Annotated in this window: 16 protein-coding genes and 1 tRNA gene; 1 reads left to right on the forward strand and 16 read right to left on the reverse strand. The window is 68.4% G+C overall.

From position 1 onward, the window contains the following. The 3 genes from radA to MK181_00015 all read right to left on the reverse strand — a co-directional run. Positions 1 to 1200: DNA repair protein RadA (gene radA / locus MK181_00005; GenBank protein MCH2418183.1), on the reverse strand; the 1200-nt coding region annotated here is incomplete at its 3' end. A 51-nt stretch (positions 1201 to 1251) separates the two neighbouring features. Next, on the reverse strand, positions 1252 to 2751 hold the full coding sequence (locus MK181_00010) for a hypothetical protein (GenBank protein MCH2418184.1): 1500 nt from the start codon (positions 2749 to 2751) through the stop codon (positions 1252 to 1254). 43 nt (positions 2752 to 2794) lie between these two features. After that, on the reverse strand, positions 2795 to 5332 hold the full coding sequence (locus tag MK181_00015) for an ATP-dependent Clp protease ATP-binding subunit (protein ID MCH2418185.1): 2538 nt from the start codon (positions 5330 to 5332) through the stop codon (positions 2795 to 2797). A gap of 140 nt (positions 5333 to 5472) precedes the next feature. On the opposite strand from MK181_00015, the gene MK181_00020 reads away from it, so the two are divergent. After that, positions 5473 to 6462: a polyprenyl synthetase family protein gene (locus MK181_00020; GenBank protein MCH2418186.1), complete on the forward strand. Its 990-nt coding sequence runs from the start codon at positions 5473 to 5475 to the stop codon at positions 6460 to 6462. Between the two features lie 20 nt (positions 6463 to 6482). Here MK181_00020 and lysS read toward each other — a convergent pair whose 3' ends face one another. From lysS to MK181_00085, 13 genes are all read right to left on the reverse strand, one after another. After that, positions 6483 to 7895 (reverse strand): lysine--tRNA ligase, encoded by a 1413-nt coding sequence (lysS, locus tag MK181_00025; GenBank protein ID MCH2418187.1) that lies wholly within the window; start codon positions 7893 to 7895, stop codon positions 6483 to 6485. Continuing rightward, a complete protein-coding gene (locus MK181_00030; protein ID MCH2418188.1) occupies positions 7892 to 8680 on the reverse strand; it encodes a type III pantothenate kinase in 789 nt (262 codons plus the stop codon). Before MK181_00030 ends, lysS begins: the two co-directional genes overlap by 4 nt. Then, positions 8671 to 9156 carry a hypothetical protein gene (locus tag MK181_00035; protein ID MCH2418189.1) on the reverse strand — a complete coding sequence of 162 codons (486 nt, stop codon included), beginning with the start codon at positions 9154 to 9156 and terminating at the stop codon, positions 8671 to 8673. Before MK181_00035 ends, MK181_00030 begins: the two co-directional genes overlap by 10 nt. After that, positions 9092 to 9565: a 2-amino-4-hydroxy-6-hydroxymethyldihydropteridine diphosphokinase gene (gene folK, locus MK181_00040; GenBank protein MCH2418190.1), complete on the reverse strand. Its 474-nt coding sequence runs from the start codon at positions 9563 to 9565 to the stop codon at positions 9092 to 9094. Before folK ends, MK181_00035 begins: the two co-directional genes overlap by 65 nt. After that, positions 9562 to 9921, reverse strand: coding sequence for a dihydroneopterin aldolase (gene folB, locus MK181_00045; GenBank protein MCH2418191.1), 360 nt, complete (start codon positions 9919 to 9921; stop codon positions 9562 to 9564). The genes folK and folB overlap by 4 nt, the downstream gene beginning before the upstream one ends. Beyond that, positions 9918 to 10427 carry a hypothetical protein gene (locus MK181_00050; protein MCH2418192.1) on the reverse strand — a complete coding sequence of 170 codons (510 nt, stop codon included), beginning with the start codon at positions 10425 to 10427 and terminating at the stop codon, positions 9918 to 9920. Before MK181_00050 ends, folB begins: the two co-directional genes overlap by 4 nt. A gap of 67 nt (positions 10428 to 10494) precedes the next feature. After that, positions 10495 to 11358, reverse strand: a complete 864-nt coding sequence (folP, locus tag MK181_00055) for a dihydropteroate synthase (GenBank protein MCH2418193.1) — start codon at positions 11356 to 11358, stop codon at positions 10495 to 10497. A gap of 46 nt (positions 11359 to 11404) precedes the next feature. Then, positions 11405 to 11998 carry a GTP cyclohydrolase I FolE gene (gene folE, locus MK181_00060; protein MCH2418194.1) on the reverse strand — a complete coding sequence of 198 codons (594 nt, stop codon included), beginning with the start codon at positions 11996 to 11998 and terminating at the stop codon, positions 11405 to 11407. After that, the gene (gene hpt / locus MK181_00065; GenBank protein ID MCH2418195.1) at positions 11995 to 12576 is read right to left on the reverse strand and encodes a hypoxanthine phosphoribosyltransferase; all 582 of its coding nucleotides are present in this window, start codon (positions 12574 to 12576) and stop codon (positions 11995 to 11997) included. The genes folE and hpt overlap by 4 nt, the downstream gene beginning before the upstream one ends. 9 nt (positions 12577 to 12585) lie before the next feature. Next, a complete protein-coding gene (gene tilS / locus MK181_00070) occupies positions 12586 to 13488 on the reverse strand; it encodes a tRNA lysidine(34) synthetase TilS (protein ID MCH2418196.1) in 903 nt (300 codons plus the stop codon). Positions 13489 to 13504: 16 nt separating this feature from the next. Next, on the reverse strand, positions 13505 to 14590 hold the full coding sequence (locus tag MK181_00075) for a zinc-dependent metalloprotease (GenBank protein ID MCH2418197.1): 1086 nt from the start codon (positions 14588 to 14590) through the stop codon (positions 13505 to 13507). Between the two features lie 261 nt (positions 14591 to 14851). Beyond that, a tRNA-Thr gene (locus tag MK181_00080) sits at positions 14852 to 14924 on the reverse strand. Between the two features lie 86 nt (positions 14925 to 15010). Continuing rightward, on the reverse strand, positions 15011 to 17353 hold the full coding sequence (locus MK181_00085) for a UvrD-helicase domain-containing protein (GenBank protein MCH2418198.1): 2343 nt from the start codon (positions 17351 to 17353) through the stop codon (positions 15011 to 15013). Positions 17354 to 17413 lie beyond the last annotated feature (60 nt).

Raw genomic sequence — 17413 nt, forward strand, 5'->3', positions numbered from 1 at the left:
CACCTGGCGGACCTCGCCGCCCAGCCCGACCTCACCGACGGCCACGCTGTCGGAAGCCAGATGCCGCCCAGTGGTAGCCGAAACCCGGGCTAGAGCCAGGGGAAGATCAGCGGCCGGTTCGGTCACCTGCACGCCCCCGACCACCGTGGCGTAGACATCCAACGCCCCTAAGTCCACCTCGGTCCGACGTTCCAGCACGGCTAACAGGAGCGAGAGGCGGCGAACGTCGAGGCCCTGGGGGGACCGGCGGGGATGCGGGGTGGTGGCTCGTACGACCAGCGCCTGGATCTCAACCAGCAGGGGCCGGTGCCCCTCCATGGCCGGGAGGACAACCGAGCCGGCTACGCCGAGGGCCCGGTCGGCTAAGAAGACCCGACTGGGATCGTCGACGGACCGCAGGCCGTCGCCCCCCATCTCGAACAAACCGATCTCGTCGGTGGGACCAAACCGGTGCTTGACCACCCGGAGCAGGCGCAAGGTGTGGTGGCGGTCCCCGGCCAGCTCCACCACTGTGTCAACCACGTGTTCCAAGGTGCGAGGTCCGGCCAGGCTGCCGTCCTTGGTGAGGTGGCCGACCAACACGATGGCCAGGCCTCGGGTCTTGGCCTCCACAACAAGGCGGTGGGCGCAGGCTCGGACCTGACTGAGGGATCCCGGAGCGCCTTCGTCGGCGGCCAGGTGGACAGTCTGGATCGAGTCCACGATGAGGAGGGCCGGCTGGAGGCGGTCAAGTTGGGACACGATCCCCTCCACGGCCCGGTCATCGCCCAGCCACAGGTCGTCGTGGACAGCGCCCAGGCGCCCGGCCCGGAGCCGGACCTGGGAGGCCGACTCCTCGGCACTTACCAGGAGGACCCGACTACTGGCCTGAGCCCGGGCAGCGGCCAGTTGCAGTATCAGGGTGGACTTGCCCACTCCGGGCTCACCCCCTAGGAGCGTCACCGAGCCAGGTACGAGGCCTCCACCCAAGGCCCGGTCGGCCTCAGCTAGGCCGGTGGGTACGGCTTCCGCCCCGGTCGGGGCTAGGCCGGACAGCGGACGGGCGTCGGCCGGGGAAACCCGACCGCCAGCCGATTCGCCGACCTCGATCAGGGAGTTCCAGGCCGAGCAGGAGGAGCACCGGCCGACCCACTTGGGGTGGGGCGTGGTGCAGGAATCGCAGACGTAGGGCTGGGAACGGGGCTTGGCCAGGGCGGGCATGACCCGGACACTATGGACAGGCTGTGACAGAACCGTCGGACGTCGGGACGGTCAGGAATCAGAAGCGCGAAACAGGTCGGCGAAGCCGTCGATGACGGGATGTGGGAAGTCGGTCGGAACCAGAGCCGTACCCCTCAGGAGAACGGTCGAAATACCTAGGCCGCGGGCCGCCTCCAAGGTGGCCGGATCGGAGTCGATCAGCAGCATGTCGCCGAATGCCTCGCCGGACATCCGCCGCAGTGCCTCAAACATGGCCTGGCTGGGCTTGCGGGCCCCGACCCCGCCAGAGGCCACCCAAGGCTCCAGGCGGCCCTCTAGTTTGAACCGGTCTCGGAGTTGGGACGACCAGGCCAGCACGGCGTTGGTCAGGCAGGCCACCGGCATCGAACGCTCATCCATCCGGTCCAGGAAGGGCAGGACATCGGCCCTCATCCGTACCCGGGACAGATACTCGGCGTCCAGCACCTCGGGGTCACCGGCCACGCCGACTGCACCCCAAAACTCCTCACTGGACAGGTGGCCGAGGCTGGCCGCCCGGTAGCGGTCGGCCACCTCGCGGGGATCCACCACGCCTCCCTGCTCCCGTACGAACGGAACCAGGAGGCCCTCCGGGTCGCCCCCGGCGTCCCACACCACCCCGATGCCCCCCAGGACGACCAGCCGAAGTTCCCGATGGGCCGGTTCGGCGGTGGAACGCCGCTCCTCCTTGATCTCCGTAGAGCCCAGGGGCTTATCGGCGACGGAAGCTCGGACCGCCCGTGCGGCTCGCCGGGACCGGACGAGGCGAAGGCCCTGGAAGGCCAGGAAGACTAGGAGCAGGATGCCAGCGACGGCCGATACGGCCAGCCAGGCCCTCGGCTCCCGGTCTACTAGGACTCCGGTGGCGCTGAACACAGTGTCCGATCGGTCGCCAAGGGCCACCGACCACCGCTCAATGACGGTCGGCACTGTCGGATCCGCTTTGTCGTCCGTGGAGGGCATGGTGACCTCCAGCACCAGGGTGAAGGCGTCGGCCGGCGTGCACGATCCGTCGCCGCATCCGGCCATCTCGGCTAGATCCTCCTCGGAGCGGGCGAACGGCAGCCCCCCGAGCGCCTCGGCGAGCTCCCGATCGGCCAGCAGGTCCAAGCCGTCGGAGAGGTCGATGGCGCCGCTCAGGCGCCAGGTGGTCCGGGCAAATGAGCGCTCCCGGACCAGCGACACGTCCCGGATGGCCGTCGGTCCGACCACCTCGGCCAGTACCGGCCCGAGGTGGGACGGCTGGGTGAACGGCTTGACGGCCGAGATCTGACCCCCACCCGAGAGGTCGGTGGTCGGACCGGTCACCTTCCAGCCGGCGGCTACCAGGTCGTCAACGTGGACCCGGCCATCAAGGCCACCTAGCGCCTCGACGGCCGCGGCGTCTAGTTCCAGCGCAACGGCGACGGTGCCCGAGCCGTCGGCGACCACGTCGACGGTGACCGTGGCATCCACCCGGCAGGCCAACGCCGAGACGGCCATCACGGCGACCAAGAACGGCCAGACAACTACACGACGAACCAACGGGTACACGGCAGACTCCTGGCCGGCCGACCCCCGACGACCGGCGGGTGGGCTACTCGGCGCCTTCGACCGCCATCTCGACGGTCGGCGGCTCAAACCCTGCAATGCCCCGGAAGACGACCGTGCGACCACCTGGAGCGTCCGAATCGTCCGGGGTCTCCTCGACGTCTACCACCACGATCTCGCCGGCCGAGAACTCCTTGTGCAGGAGGCGCTCGGACAACGGGTCCTCGACCAGCCGCTGGATGGCCCGACGCAGCGGCCGAGCGCCCATCGAGGGGTCGTAACCCTGCTCGGCCAGATGGACCTTTACAGCGTCAGTGAGCTCCAGGCCGATGCCCTGGCCGGCCAGCTGGTCGGCCAGCCGGGCCACCATGAGGTCCACGATGCGCGTCACCTCTTCCAGGGACAACTCGTGGAACACGATGGTGTCGTCGATCCGGTTTAGGAACTCAGGACGGAAGTGGGCCTTTAGGGCATCCTGCACCTTGGCCTTCATGCGCTCGTAGCTGACTGCCGCGTCAGCCTTGGCGAAGCCCAGGTTGGCCTTACGCAGGTCGGCCGTGCCGAGGTTAGAGGTCATGATCAGGACGGTGTTGCGGAAGTCCACGGTGCGACCCTGGGAATCGGTCAGGCGACCCTCCTCCAGGATCTGGAGCAGCGTGTTGAAGACGTCCGGGTGAGCCTTCTCGACCTCGTCAAACAGCACCACGGAGAACGGTCGACGGCGGACGGCCTCGGTGAGTTGGCCCCCCTCCTCGTATCCGACGTAACCGGGGGGTGAGCCGACCAGACGGCTGACCGTGTGCTTCTCCATGTACTCCGACATATCCAGTGCAATCAGGGCCTGCTCGTCGCCGAACAGAAAATCGGCCAGGGTCTTAGCCAACTCGGTCTTGCCGACGCCCGACGGGCCCAGGAAGACGAACGATCCGGAGGGGCGCTTGGGGTCCTTCAGGCCGGCCCGGGTGCGACGGATGGCCTGGCTGACAGCCTTAATGGCGTCGCCCTGGCCGACGACCCGCTTGTGGAGCTCGTCCTCCATGGAGAGGAGTTTCTGGGTCTCCTCCTCGGTCAGCTTGTAGACCGGGATACCAGTCCACACCGACAGCACCTCGGCGATGGCCTCCTCGTCGACCTCGTCGAACAGGTCCACGCCGGCTGAGCGGATCTCGGATTCCTTTGACTCCTTGCGGGTTAGCAGTTCCTTCTCGCTGTCACGCAAGCTCCCAGCCTCCTCGAAGTCCTGGGCCTCGACGGCGGCCTTCTTGCGCTGCACCACCTCGGCCAGATCGGTCTCGATCTCACGCAGGTCGTCCGGGGTGTGCATCCGCTTGATGCGCAGCCGCGACCCAGCCTCGTCGATCAGATCGATGGCCTTGTCCGGAAGATGGCGGTCGGAAATGTAGCGATCGGCCAGGTTGGCCGCCGCCACTAGCGCCTGGTCGGTGATGGTCACCCGGTGGTGGGTCTCGTAGCGCTCCCGCAGGCCCTTCAGAATCTCGATGGTGTGGGGCACCGTGGGCTCGTCGACTGTGATGGGCTGGAACCGGCGCTCCAGGGCGGCGTCCTTCTCAAGGTGCTTCCGGTACTCGTCCAGCGTGGTGGCCCCGATGGTCTGTAGCTCACCTCGGGCCAGCATGGGTTTCAGGATCGACGCCGCGTCGATGGCGCCCTCAGCGGCCCCCGCCCCGACCAGCGTGTGAATCTCGTCGATGAACAGGACGATGTCACCTCGGGACTTGATCTCCTTGAGGACCTTCTTCAGGCGCTCCTCGAAGTCTCCCCGGTAGCGGCTGCCGGCCACCAGGGCCCCGAGGTCCAGCGTGTACAACTGGCGGTCCTTGATGGTCTCCGGCACGTCGTCGTTGGCGATCATCTGGGCCAGGCCCTCGACGATGGCCGTCTTTCCGACGCCCGGCTCGCCGACCAGCACAGGGTTGTTCTTAGTCCGGCGCGACAGCACCTGCATGACCCGCTCGGTCTCGCGGTGGCGTCCGATGACCGGGTCCAGCTTCTTGTCCCGGGCCGCTTGGGTGAGGTTGCGACCGAACTGGTCCAGTACCAAGGAGCCTGAGGGGGAATCGCCCCCGCTGCCCCCAGCGGTAGCCCCGGCCTTGTCCGGCGAATCCGAAGAACCCTGTCCAGACCCCGAGTACCCGGAGAGCAGCTGAATGACCTGCTGGCGGACCCGGGAAAGGTCGGCGCCCAGCTTCACCAACACCTGCGCGGCCACGCCCTCGCCCTCCCGGATGAGGCCCAGGAGGATGTGCTCGGTGCCAATGTAGTTGTGCCCTAGTTGGAGGGCCTCCCGCAGCGAGAGCTCCAGGACCTTCTTGGCCCGCGGCGTGAACGGAATGTGGCCGCTGGGCGAGCTGGCACCCTGGCCGATGAGCTCCTCGACCTGACTGCGCACCGCCTCCAGCGAGATGCCGAGCGATTCGAGGCCCTTGGCGGCCACGCCCTCGCCCTCGTGGATTAACCCGAGCAGGATGTGCTCGGTGCCGATGTAGTTGTGGTTGAGCAGCCGCGCCTCTTCCTGGGCGAGCACCACGACCCGTCGGGCCCTGTCGGTGAACCGCTCAAACAACGGGATGCCTCCTGGTCTCGATTGTCCCCCGTCTCCTCAAGTGTACCCGTGAGCCGTGACCCACCATCCGCGTGGATTAAGCCCTGGGCGACACGAGGGCCCCGTTTCGACCGGTGGGCCGGGCGTCGTATCCTCGGCGGGTGGCCAATCCCACCACCCTCCTCGACCTCCCTGGTATGGCCGACGGCCTCCGGCGGACCGAGGACGAGCTCCGCAAGGTCGTCGAGTCGGACGACCCATTCCTCACCGAGGTGGCCCGGCACCTGATCGACGCTGGCGGAAAGCGGGTCCGACCCGCCCTGGCGATCACCGCCTCGCTGGTCCTGGACGAGGACCCTGACGTGGCCCTGTGGGCCGTCATCCGAGGCGGCGTGGCCGTGGAGCTGGTCCATCAGGGATCCCTGTACCACGACGATGTCATGGACGACGCCGAGACCCGGCGGACCGTCCAGAGCGTGAACGCCCGTTGGGGAAACCTGGAGGCCATCCTGGCCGGCGACTACTTGCTGGCCCGGGCCTCGGAGATCGCCGCCGATCTGGGGACCGAGGTGGCCGGGCTGCTGGCTGCCACCATCGCCGCCCTGTGCGAGGGCCAGGTCCGGGAGGTGCGCCATGCCTTCGACGTGGACCGCAGTGAGGAGGCTTACCTGGCCTCCATCTCCGGCAAGACGGCCTCCCTGCTGGCTACCGCGGCCCGCATTGGGGCCATCGTGGCCGACCACTCCCGGGACGTCGTCGACGCCGTCACCGACTTCGGCCACAACTACGGCATGGCCTTCCAGGTCGTCGACGACCTGCTGGACGTGACAGCTACCGACGAGGAACTGGGTAAACCGTCGGGTAACGACCTTGTGGAGGGGACCTACACCCTGCCCGTCATCCGGGCCCTGGCCGGCCCTGCCGGCGACGACCTACGGTCGTTGCTCGGTGGTCCAATCGACTCCGCCGGCCGCGACCGGGCCCGTGAGCTTGTCCGAGCCGACGGGGCCATCGCGTCCACTCGGGAGACGGCCGTCGGCTACCTGGCGGACGCCCGGGTGGCCATCGACGGGCTGCCGACTAACCCTGCGGTGGACGCCATGCTCACCACCTGCGACCTGCTGGTGGAACGCCTCGACCGGACGGCCTGAGGCCTAGCCCCGTGGTCTGCCTACTGCTCGGGTCGAAGCGTCGGGAACAGGATGACGTCGCGGATAGTGGTGGTGCCGGTTAGCAGCATCACCAGGCGGTCCATACCAATCCCCAGGCCGCCGGTGGGCGGGAGGCCGTACTCCAGGGCCCGCAGGTAGTCCTCGTCCACGGCCATGGCCTCGGCGTCGCCCGCCGCCTTCCCGACCTCCTGGGCCTCAAACCGGATCCGCTGCTCCGCCGGGTCCACCAACTCGGTGAAGGCGTTGCAGATCTCCCGCCCGGCCACGATCCCCTCGAAGCGTTCCACCCAGCCCGGCCGGTCCCGGTGGTCGCGCGACAGGGGTGAGACCTCCTTTGGGTAGTCGGTGACGAACACAGGCCCCCAGAGTTCCGGCTCGGTGGTTTTCTCGTATAGCTCCATAATGAGCTTGCCGGGGCCGTGGTGGTTCTCGACTGGGATGTCCCGCTCCCCACACAACCTGACCAGTTCGTCCCGGGGCGTGTCGAGGTCCACCGATAGGCCCCCGTGCTCTTCCAGGAGCTCCAGCAGCGTGGCACGCCGCCACGGTGCCGCCAGGTCCAGGTCCCGGCCGTCGTAAGAGAGCGCGGTGGTGCCGTGCAACTCGAAGGCCAGGTGGGACACCAGGTCCTCCACAAGGCACATGATGTCGCCGTAGTCGGCGTAGGCCTGGTACAGCTCCAGCATTGTGAACTCGGGGTTGTGGCGGGTCGACAGGCCCTCGTTGCGGAACACCCGGGCGATCTCAAACACCCGGTCGAAGCCACCCACCGTCAGGCGCTTGAGGTAGAGCTCGGGGGCGATCCGCAGGTAGAGCTCCAGGTCCAGGGCATTGTGATGGGTGGTGAACGGCCGGGCCAGGGCTCCACCAGGGATGGGATGAAAGACCGGCGTCTCGACCTCCAGGAAGCCCCGGTCCTCCAACCACCGGCGGGTGGCTGAGAAGATCCGGCTGCGAGCTACGAAGGTGTCGCGCGATTCCTCGGTGACCCACAGGTCCACGTACCGCTGGCGGTACCGGATGTCGACGTCGGTAATGCCGTGCCACTTGTCGGGAAAGCCCCGACGGGCCTCGGCCAGACGGACCCAGGAGTCGACCCGGATGCTGAGTTCACCCCGACGGGTCCGCAGGACCTCCCCGGTCACCCCGATCCAGTCCCCTAGGTGGAGCCCGGTAAAGCTCTCGAAGTCGGGCGTTGACCGCTCCATGGCGAAGAGCTGCACCCGCCCGGTGCCGTCTTGCAGGTCCCCGAAGGCCAACTTGCCCTGGTCGCGCCGCAGCATCAGGCGGCCGGCCACCGTAACCACGACACCGGACTCCTCGCCGTCGGCCAGGCCGGCGTGCTCGGCCTCGACAGCTGCCGCGGTGGCTGTTGGCTCGAAGCGGTATGGCACGCCGCCTGTTCCGCTCACCGGTTCCGCTCATACACCAGGCGGAGCCCGTGGAGGGTCAGGAAGGGCTCCACGTGCTCGATGGTCGAGGCCACCGGGGCGATTATGTGGGCCAGGCCGCCGGTGGCCACCACAGTGCAGCTCCCAAGCTCGTCGCGGAAGCGGTTCACCATCCCGTCGATCTGGGCGGCAAACCCGAACACGGCCCCCGACTGCAGTGACTCCACCGTGCTCTTGCCGATCACGCTTCGAGGTTCGACCAGTTCGACGGCCCGTAGGGCAGCGGCCCGTCCGAACAGGGCATCCAGGCTGATCTCCACGCCCGGAGCGATGGCCCCTCCCATGAACTCCCCATCGGCCGAGATGACGTCGAAGTTGTTGCCGGTTCCGAAATCCACGACGACCGTAGGACCGCCGTACAGGTCGTAGGCACCCACGGCGTTGGCGATCCGGTCGGCGCCAACCTCCCGGGGGTTGTCATAGAGGATCGGCATCCCGGTCTTCACGCCCGGCTCGATGATCACCGGCTCGAAGTCGATGTAGCGGTCGACCATCTCCCTCAGGCTGGCCAGCACTCGTGGCACCCCGGAGCACATGGCCAAACCGGTGACCGTCTCCTCCAGGTCCCGTCCCGACTGGCGCAGCAAGTTGCGGATGAGGACGGCGTGCTCGTCGGAGGTGCGATCGTGGTCGGTGCGGACTCGCCAGTGGTCAACCAGGCCGGCGTCGGCCGCCGACACAGCGGCATCGGCCTCGTAGAGGCCCAGGACGGTCTGGGTGTTACCCACGTCGATGGTCAGCAGCATGGGATCTCCGCCTTTGGGAGGTCGAGGTCCACGTCGAGGGCTGGCGCGGCGTTGGTCAGCACACCGCTGGAGATGCAGTCCACGCCGGTGGCCGCGTACTCGGCCACCACGGCCAGCGTGATCCCGCCGGAAGCCTCGACCAGCGGTCGGACGCCGTGGCGCGCCGCGTGGGCCCGAACCTCGTCGACGCAGGCCCTGACCTGGGCCGGGGTCATGTTGTCGAGCAGCAGAGCATCGGCGCCCGCCTCCAGTGATTGGTGTACCTGGTCCAGAGTCTCGCACTCGACGTGCACGGTACGCCCCGGCCAACGGGAACGGGATGACTTCACCACCTCGACGGTCACCCGACGACTCCTGGTGGCGGCGGTCCGACTTGGCCCGATGATCTCATGATCCACAACGTCGACACGATCAGACCTCCGGATCCCGGGACCCGGCGTCCAGCAACCCGACGTCCACGATCTCGCCCTGGTCATCAGGGATGTCGCCCACCAAGTCGGGTGCCACCTCCCGGAGGGGCACCAGCACGAAGGCCCGCTCGAACATACGGGGATGCGGGACCTCCAGGTCGGGCTCGTCGACCGTCTGGCCGTCCACCCAGAGCACGTCTACGTCCAGCGTGCGCGGCCCCCACCTCTCGCCCCGGACCCGGCCGGCAGCCAGCTCTCTGTCCTGGGCCAGCTCCAGGAGGCCCCGAGCGTCCAGGTCGGTCTCCAGGCGAACCACGCAATTTAGGTAGGGGCCCTGGTCTGGGCCGCCGACGGGTGCCGTCTCGTACACCGCCGACACCTCGACTACGTCGGGCAGGGCATCTACTGCCCAGCGCAGGTGACTCCACCGGTCGCCCAAGTTGGAGCCCAGAGCCAGGAGGGCCCGGCGGCTCATGCCGTGCGGTGGATCCGCACCCCGCTGGTGGCGAGGTCCTCTGGTACGGGAGGACGCAGCTTCCGCACCGCCACCGTCACCGCCTCCACGCCGCTGGTGGCCAGGATGTCCTCGGCCACCCGACTGGCGAACCGCTCCATCAGGTCGAACGACTCCCGGTCGGCGATGCAGGCCACCAGGGCGCACAGGGTGCCATAGTCCACCGTGTCGGCCAGGTCGTCGGTGGTCAAAGCGGCAGTTAGGTCGGCGTACACGTCGAGGTCGAGCTCGAGGGGCTGGCGACGGACTTTCTCCTCGGGAAGGACGCCGCAGACGGCCGAGACGCGCAGGCCTCTCAACTCGATCCGGTCGCTCACCCGTCGCTCCCGCCGGACGAGGCCACCAGGCCCACGATCTCTCGGCCCGGGAAACCCAGTGGCCGACCGGTGAGCTGTTCGGCGATTGACATGGCCTGAGGGCCGGTGGGGGCCAGGCCGGTCCGCAGCAGGTAGGCACCCATCAGGCCGCACACCACGTCGTTGAGCTCCTCGCGGTGGACCAGCACCCTCCGGCCGTCGGTCGTTAGCTCGTCGATCCGCCGGAACACCTCTTCCAGACAGGCCAAGCCGTCGGATGCCCCACCGAACGGAATGTGGGACCAGGCCATCTCCAACTCGTCGTAGTTGTGGAGGTTGTGGTCGCTGGCCAGGAGGGAGAGCACGGAGTCGAAGCCGTTCTCCCGGATCCAGATGATCTCCTCCTGGCGGCGGATCCGACGGTGGGCGTCGCCACAACCCCCCGGCCGTTCGCTGACCGCGATGCGGTCCTTGATGATCCACGTGAAACTACGGGGCACGATCCCCTGCGCCCACTTGCCCCTCATGGGGTGCTCCGCCCGCGTCGGGTTCCATGCCATCCGTCCACGTGAGACATGGTGCCCGAGATCCGGGTCATCCGACCACCCTTGAGGCCTGCACCGTGGCTCGGACGTCGTGGGCCCGCACCACCCTGACCCCCTGCAGGAAGGCCCAGGCCGCCATAGCTACCGAGGCTTCCCGCCGGTCGTCAACCGGGGTCGGCTCAACCGTCCCGTCGGCCCCCCGCTGGTCACTGCACCCGGTGAGCTCGCCCAGAAAGCGCTTGCGACTGACCCCCAGGACCACCGGCCATCCGGTGGACACCAGAGCGTCCAGGCGGGCCAGTAGGGCCAGGTTGTGGCCGGTGGTCTTGCCGAATCCAATACCCGGGTCGATCCACACCTCCGGTACCCCGGCGGCGGCGGCCCGTTCGGCCCGGTCGACCAGAAAGTCACGGACCTCGACCACCACGTTGTCGTAAGCCGGCTCGTCCTGCATGGTCCGTGGATCGCCCTGCATGTGCATGGCCACCCACCCCACGCCTAGGTCGGCAGCCACCTCGTCCAGGGTGGAACTGACGTCGTTAACGATGGTGGCCCCGACGGCCACAGCCCGGCGAGCCACCTCGGCGTGGCGGGTGTCGATCGAGATGCGGACCCGGCCGTTGGCCACTTCCGGGAGGTCCGCCAGTCCGGCCACCACCGGCACCACCCGGGCCACCTCCTCGTCCACGCCGACCGGCGTGGCACCTGGACGGGTCGACTCCCCACCCACATCGAGGATGGTGGCCCCCTCCGCCACCATGGCTCGGCCGTGGGACACGGCCTCCCCGTAGTCGAGGAAGCACCCCCCGTCGGAGAACGAGTCTGGTGTGACGTTCAGGACGCCCATAACGCCTCCGGGAGAGCAAGCGACGTGTGGCCCCTCCGGGACGGTCTCGGTAGTCAGAGTGGACATGGATCGACCCTAGCGTCGACCCGTTTCGGCCCCTAGACCCGTCCAGTCAGTGCCGACCTTTCTCAATGAACCTCATGGCCTCCAGGCGAGTGGAGACCTCGTCTCGGAACACGCCGTGGACCGCCGAGGTGACGGTGACCGCCCCCGGCTTCTGGACCCCGCGCATGGACATGCACAGGTGCTCGGCTTCGATAACCACCAGGGTGCCTTGGGGTTCCAGGGTGTGCTGGATAGCACCGGCCACCTGGGAGGTCAGGCGCTCTTGGATCTGCAGGCGCCGGGAGAAGCCATCTACAAGGCGGGCCAACTTGGAGAGGCCGGTAATCATGCCGCCTTTCTGCGGGATGTAGGCCACGTGGGCCACGCCGAAGAACGGCAATAGGTGGTGCTCGCAGAGCGAGTAGACGGGGATGTCGCGGACCATGACCATCTCGTCGTGTTCGAGGTCGAAGGTCCGGACGAGGTAGTCGGCGGGGTCCTCATGTAGGCCGCTGCAAACCTCGGCGTACATACGGGCCACCCGGGCTGGCGTCTCTTGTAGGCCGTCTCGGCTGGGATCCTCGCCGAGAGCGACCAGGATCTCGGCCACCGCCGCCTCGATACGGTCCAGGTCAACAGGTTGGCCTACGTCGGCGGTCACCCGGACTCCCCGTCGTCGGGCTCCGAAACCACGACCCGGATGTCGGGAAGGTTCCGGAAGCGCTCGTTGACGTCCAACCCATAGCCCACCAGGAAGTCGCCGGGGACCCGGAAGCCCTCGTACCGAAGGACGGCCCCGTCCACCCGATGGTTCTCCCGAACCAGAAGGGCGCAGACCTCGAGGCTGGCCGGGTTACGGGCCAGAAGGTTGCGGCGCAGGTAGTTCAGGGTCAGGCCACTGTCCACGATGTCCTCAACGAGGATGACGTCGCGACCGGCCAGGTCGAGGTCCAGGTCTTTAACGATCCGCACCACCCCGGACGACCGGGTGGAGTGGCCGTAGGAGGACACGGCCATGAAGTCAAACTCGACCGGCAGATCGATGGCTCGGGCCAGGTCACTCATGAACATGAAGGCGCCCTTGAGTACCCCGACCAGCAACGGGGCCCGACCGGCGTAGTCGGCGGTGATCTCCTCGCCCAGGGCCCGGATCCGGGCCTGGAGGTCTTCTTCGGAGACCAGTAGTCGACCGGCGGTGTACCCGTCGGACGTGGCGGACGCGGACGGGTCTACGGCCATGGCCCGACCCTAGCGGTGCCCATGGGAGAGGCGGCCCGCTGAGCGAGTCACCCGGTGGCCGCCCACCACCTCGGCAGCGCGGACTCGGCCCCGAACCACGTCAAGCACCCGCTCTACCGAGGCGGCGTCGGGCGAACGGCCGGCGTCGCGGTCGGTCAGCCAGGACCGAAGGGCCAGGCGGACTAGGTCATCAGATAGGTCGGATAGGGACCGTACGTCCGTCGGGTCGACATCGGCCACTAGGCCGGCCAGTAGTCCGGCCGCCTCCCTGGCCCGTGCAGCATGCCGGGCCAGCAGCGGCACCGGGTCACGGCCCGAGATCTCGGCCAGTAACGGCATCACCTCGTGGCGGAGCCGGTTGCGGACGAAACGCGGGTCGTTGTTCATAGGGTCGCAAACCGGCTGCAGGCCGACGGCCGTGCACAGGGCTGACGTCTCGTGGCGACGTAGGGCCAGCAGGGGACGTCGCTGCGGCGCCCCGATGCCGGCCGCTCCCGGCACTCCGGCCCCCCGAAGCAGGTTGAGCAGCACTGTCTCGGCCTGGTCGTCGGCCGTGTGCCCGGTGAGTACCCCGGGCGGGAGGACGGCCCGCCGGACGTCCCGGGCCCGCTCTTCGAGATTCGAACCTGGTTCCACCTGGGCCACCACCGAACGGGCCGTCGCCCCGCGGTCGGTAGCTGTCCGGACCACCCACGCCCCTTCGTCGGCCGAGGTGGGTCGTAGGCCGTGGTCGACGTGCCATGCCGTGACCTCCAGGCCGGCGTCAAGGGCCAGCACCAGGAGCGCCATGGAATCGGGACCACCGGACACCGCGCAGTCCACCGGGGTCCCGGCGGGGGGAAAGGCGCAGCGGTCCAGCAGGTCAGCGGGTCGTAGGCCAGCCGCCGGGCCAGTGTCGTCGGATGCCGTCACAACCGCCACCTTCCGGTCAGCCGGCCACTGGCTCAGCTGGGGCGGATGCCATCCGCTGGATCCACTGGTCGGGCTGGCGGATCTCATCGAGGCCAGGCAGGTGGGACGGGTCCTCCCAAACCTGGTCCAGCAAAGCGGTGCCACCGTGGGCCTCCACGGCGGCGATGAACGCCTCACCCTGCGCGTACTGGGCCAGTTTGGCCTCCAGCCCGACCAGGCGCTGGAAGACCCTCGTTACTCCAGACGCGGTGCGCCGACGGTCAGCCATGACCCGGGCGAAGCGATCGGCGCCCTCCACGATGCCCTCCCCGGCCCGACTCATGGTTACGTCGCCGTGCCCCTCCAGGAGGCTCATCAGGCCGGCGATCCGATCCAGGTTGGCCTGTTGTTCGGGTGACGAGATGGCCCCTAGCACGCCGCCCCCGGACCTCCCGTCGGCCGGATCCCCGGACCGCCGCCGGTCAACCAAGGACCGAAGGGCGGCGGTCAGGTCGAACGATTCGGTCTCGTTTCCGTCCAGGATGCCCGACACCAGCCCTAGGTAGTGCTCTCGCATCCACGGCACTCCCATGAACTGGGCCCGGTGGGTGACCTCGTGAAGGGCCAGCCACAGGCGAAAGTCGGTCGTCGAGAAGGCGTACCGGCGCTCAAGGGCCACCAGGTTGGGACCCACGTAGTAGACGAGATCCTGGTCCTCAGCCGCTTCGTCCTCCAGCACCAAGAGGTCGTACTGGCCCAACACCCGGGTGGACATCCACCCCAGTACGACTCCCAGCTCAACGGCCCCGATCCGGGTGGCCAGCGCCGATGGGCCGCCGCCGGGACTGTCGGCCATACGTTCAAACAACGGACGCAGGAGGCGCTGCAGCGAGGCCAGGTTGGCCCGGATCCAGTCGGCCCGGTCGACGACTCGGGCCCGGGCATCACCTGATAGGGCCCGCAGCCCAGTGGTGGTGGCTACCAACTCCTCGGCACGCGCCGTGTGGACGTCGAACTCCCTGGTCAGGCCTTCGAGGTGGTGGGCTCCGCCGAAGGGTGCCCGGTTGGCGACTCGAACGGCCACCTGTTCGGCCAGGGACCAGTCGACGAATACCTCGTTCACGGGGCGGTCGGGGACATCGGCGCGACGGGCGGGGGCCGGACGAAACCCGACCGGCGGTCAGCGCCTGGGATAGCGGGTGGACGAGACCTTCTGGAAATAGCCAACCAGGGTGGCCACGGTGAGGGCGAAAGCGCCGATGGCTAGCGGTACGGCTAGCCAGTAGTGCCAGATCACTCCTGCGAACACGTTCATGGGTGGGATCCTAGGGGGTCGGTCAGCGGGTGGGGCACGAGGCTCGGCCGGGCGCTGGGGGTCTGGACGAGCCCGCGCGGGGAATCGAACCCCGGACCTATTCATTACGAGTGAATCGCTCTTCCGACTGAGCTACACGGGCCGGGGCCGGCCCCGAGGGCCGGCCACCGAGGCAGCGTAACGGTCGGGGCCGGTGCACCGTCCCGGTGTGCCTCCCCAAGGGCGACCTCAGGTCCCCGGGCGCTCCAGGGGGGCCCAGGCCAGGAGCAGACGCTTCTCGCCCTTGGCGGCGAAACGCACGACCGCCTCGGCTCGGTCTCCCTCACCGTGCACCGACTCGACCACGCCGTCGCCCCAGGCCCGGTGGACCACATCGTCGCCAGGCTGCAGGCCCAACTCGTGGGCGCCGGTGGACGAGGGGCCCGACGCCGACTCAGAGGGCCCGCGGCCACCACCGAACACCGTGCCCGCCGGCTCGTCGTCCGGACGGTGGCGGGGAGGCGTCGGGTCGAACCAACCCCGGTCCGAGGCCGTGTCTCCTTCCCGACTGCCTCGACTGCCCCGGCTGCCCCACCCGCCATCCTGGCGGGTCGCCGTCCGGCTCTCCTCGGCGTCGACCATAAGGTCGTCGGGGATTTCGCTCAGGAACCGGCTGGGTGGGTTGTATTGGGTCTGGCCGTGCAGCATGCGGCTCCAGGCGTGGCTGAGGTGTAGTCGCTCCCGGGCCCGGGTGATGCCTACGTAGGCCAGGCGACGCTCCTCTTCCAACTCGTCCGGATCGCCGAGTGCCCGCTGGTGGGGGAAGACGCCGTCCTCCATTCCGACCACAAAGACCACCGGGTACTCCAACCCCTTGGCGGCGTGCATGGTCATGAGAACGACCTGGCCGACGTCGTCGTCCTCGCCGCCGTCAGGCAGATCGTCGGTGTCGGCTACCAGCCCGACCCGCTCAAGAAACTCATCCACGTCGGTGAACTCGGAGGCCACGCCGACCAGCTCGGCCAGGTTCTCCAACCGGCCTTCGGATTCAATGGTGTGTTCGGCCCGCAGCTCGTCGAGGTAGTTCGACCGGTCCAGCGCCCGTTCCAAGATGTTCCCCGGTCCGTCATCCAAGGTGGCGGCCAGGTCGTCCACCAGAGCTAGGAAGGAACGAATCCCTGCGGCCGCCCGTCCGGTGACGCCTGCTTCCTCAGCGGACCGCAGAGCCCCCATGAAGCCGACGTCGTTGGCCACCGCCCGGGCGTCCACCCTGGCTACTGAGGTGTCACCCACGCCTCGCCGTGGCACGTTCAACACCCGTCGTGCCGCTACCTCGTCGGCCGGGTTGGCGGCCAGCTTCAGGTAGGCCATGGCGTCGCGTACCTCTCGCCGGTCGTAAAACCGAGTGCCGCCTACCACCCGGTACGGCACGCCAAGCCGGACCAGCTGTTCCTCCACGGCCCGGCTCTGGGCGTTGGTGCGGTAGAAGATGGCAAGCTCCGACCAGGGACGGCCCTCAGCCCGGAGCGCCCGGAGGCGACCCGCCACCCACGCCGCCTCGTCCACCTCGTCATCCGCGCGGAAGCGGACGATGCGGTCGCCTGGACCGGCGGCCGTCCACAGTTCCTTGGGTTTACGGCCCGGGTTCTTCGTGATGACGGCGTTAGCGGCGTCGAGGATGGTCTGCGAGGACCGGTAGTTCTGGTCCAGGACCACCACGGTGGCATCCGGGAAGGTCCGCTCGAACTCCAAGATGTTGCGGATGTCGGCGCCCCGGAAACGGTAGATGGACTGGTCGCTGTCGCCCACCGCGCAGACGTTGCGGTGCCCGGCACCCAGCAGCATCACCAGGTCGTTCTGGACCCGGTTGGTGTCCTGGTACTCATCGACCAGCACGTGCTCGAACCGTTGCCGGTAGTGCTCCAGGACGTCGGGGTGCTCGCGGAGGAGTCGAACGGCGTTGTCCAGCAGGTCGTCGAAGTCCATGGCCCCAGCCTTACGGAGCCGGGTTTGGTACTCGGCAAACACCTCGCCTAGGTGGCGTTCATAGGGGCCGACGGCTTGCTCGGCGTAGGTGGTCGCTGACCGGCCCTCGTTCTTGGCCGTCGAGATAGCAGCGTGGATGGCCCGAGACGGAAACCGCTTGGTATCTAGGTTCAGGTCACGAACCACGTGACTGGTGAGGCGTACAGCGTCGCCCTGGTCGTAGATGCTGAACCTGGACGGGTATCCGAGTTGCTCGGCGTCCCGGCGCAGGATCCGCACGCAGGCCGAGTGAAAGGTCGAGACCCACATCCGGTGGGCCACCGGACCCACCAGGGCGGCCACCCGCTCCTTCATCTCTCCGGCCGCCTTGTTGGTGAAGGTGATGGCCAGCAGTGCAAACGGTGACACCCCTCGCTCCCCTACCAAGTGGGCGATGCGTCGGGTCAGGACCCGGGTCTTTCCCGAGCCGGCCCCGGCCACCACCAGTAGGGGACCCATCGGGTGGGTGACGGCGTCCAGTTGGGCTGGGTTCAGGCCTTCGGACAACCCCTCCACCGGACGGGGACTCACCCCGTTGGGAACCGGATCCGGGTCGAAGGGAGCCATCGGGCGCACCCTACCGGTGGTCGGCGACGGGCTCCGGGGTGCCTTCGGGGCGGTACTCCG

The organism is Acidimicrobiales bacterium, from assembly GCA_022452035.1.
Taxonomy (GTDB): Bacteria; Actinomycetota; Acidimicrobiia; order Acidimicrobiales; family MedAcidi-G1; genus UBA9410.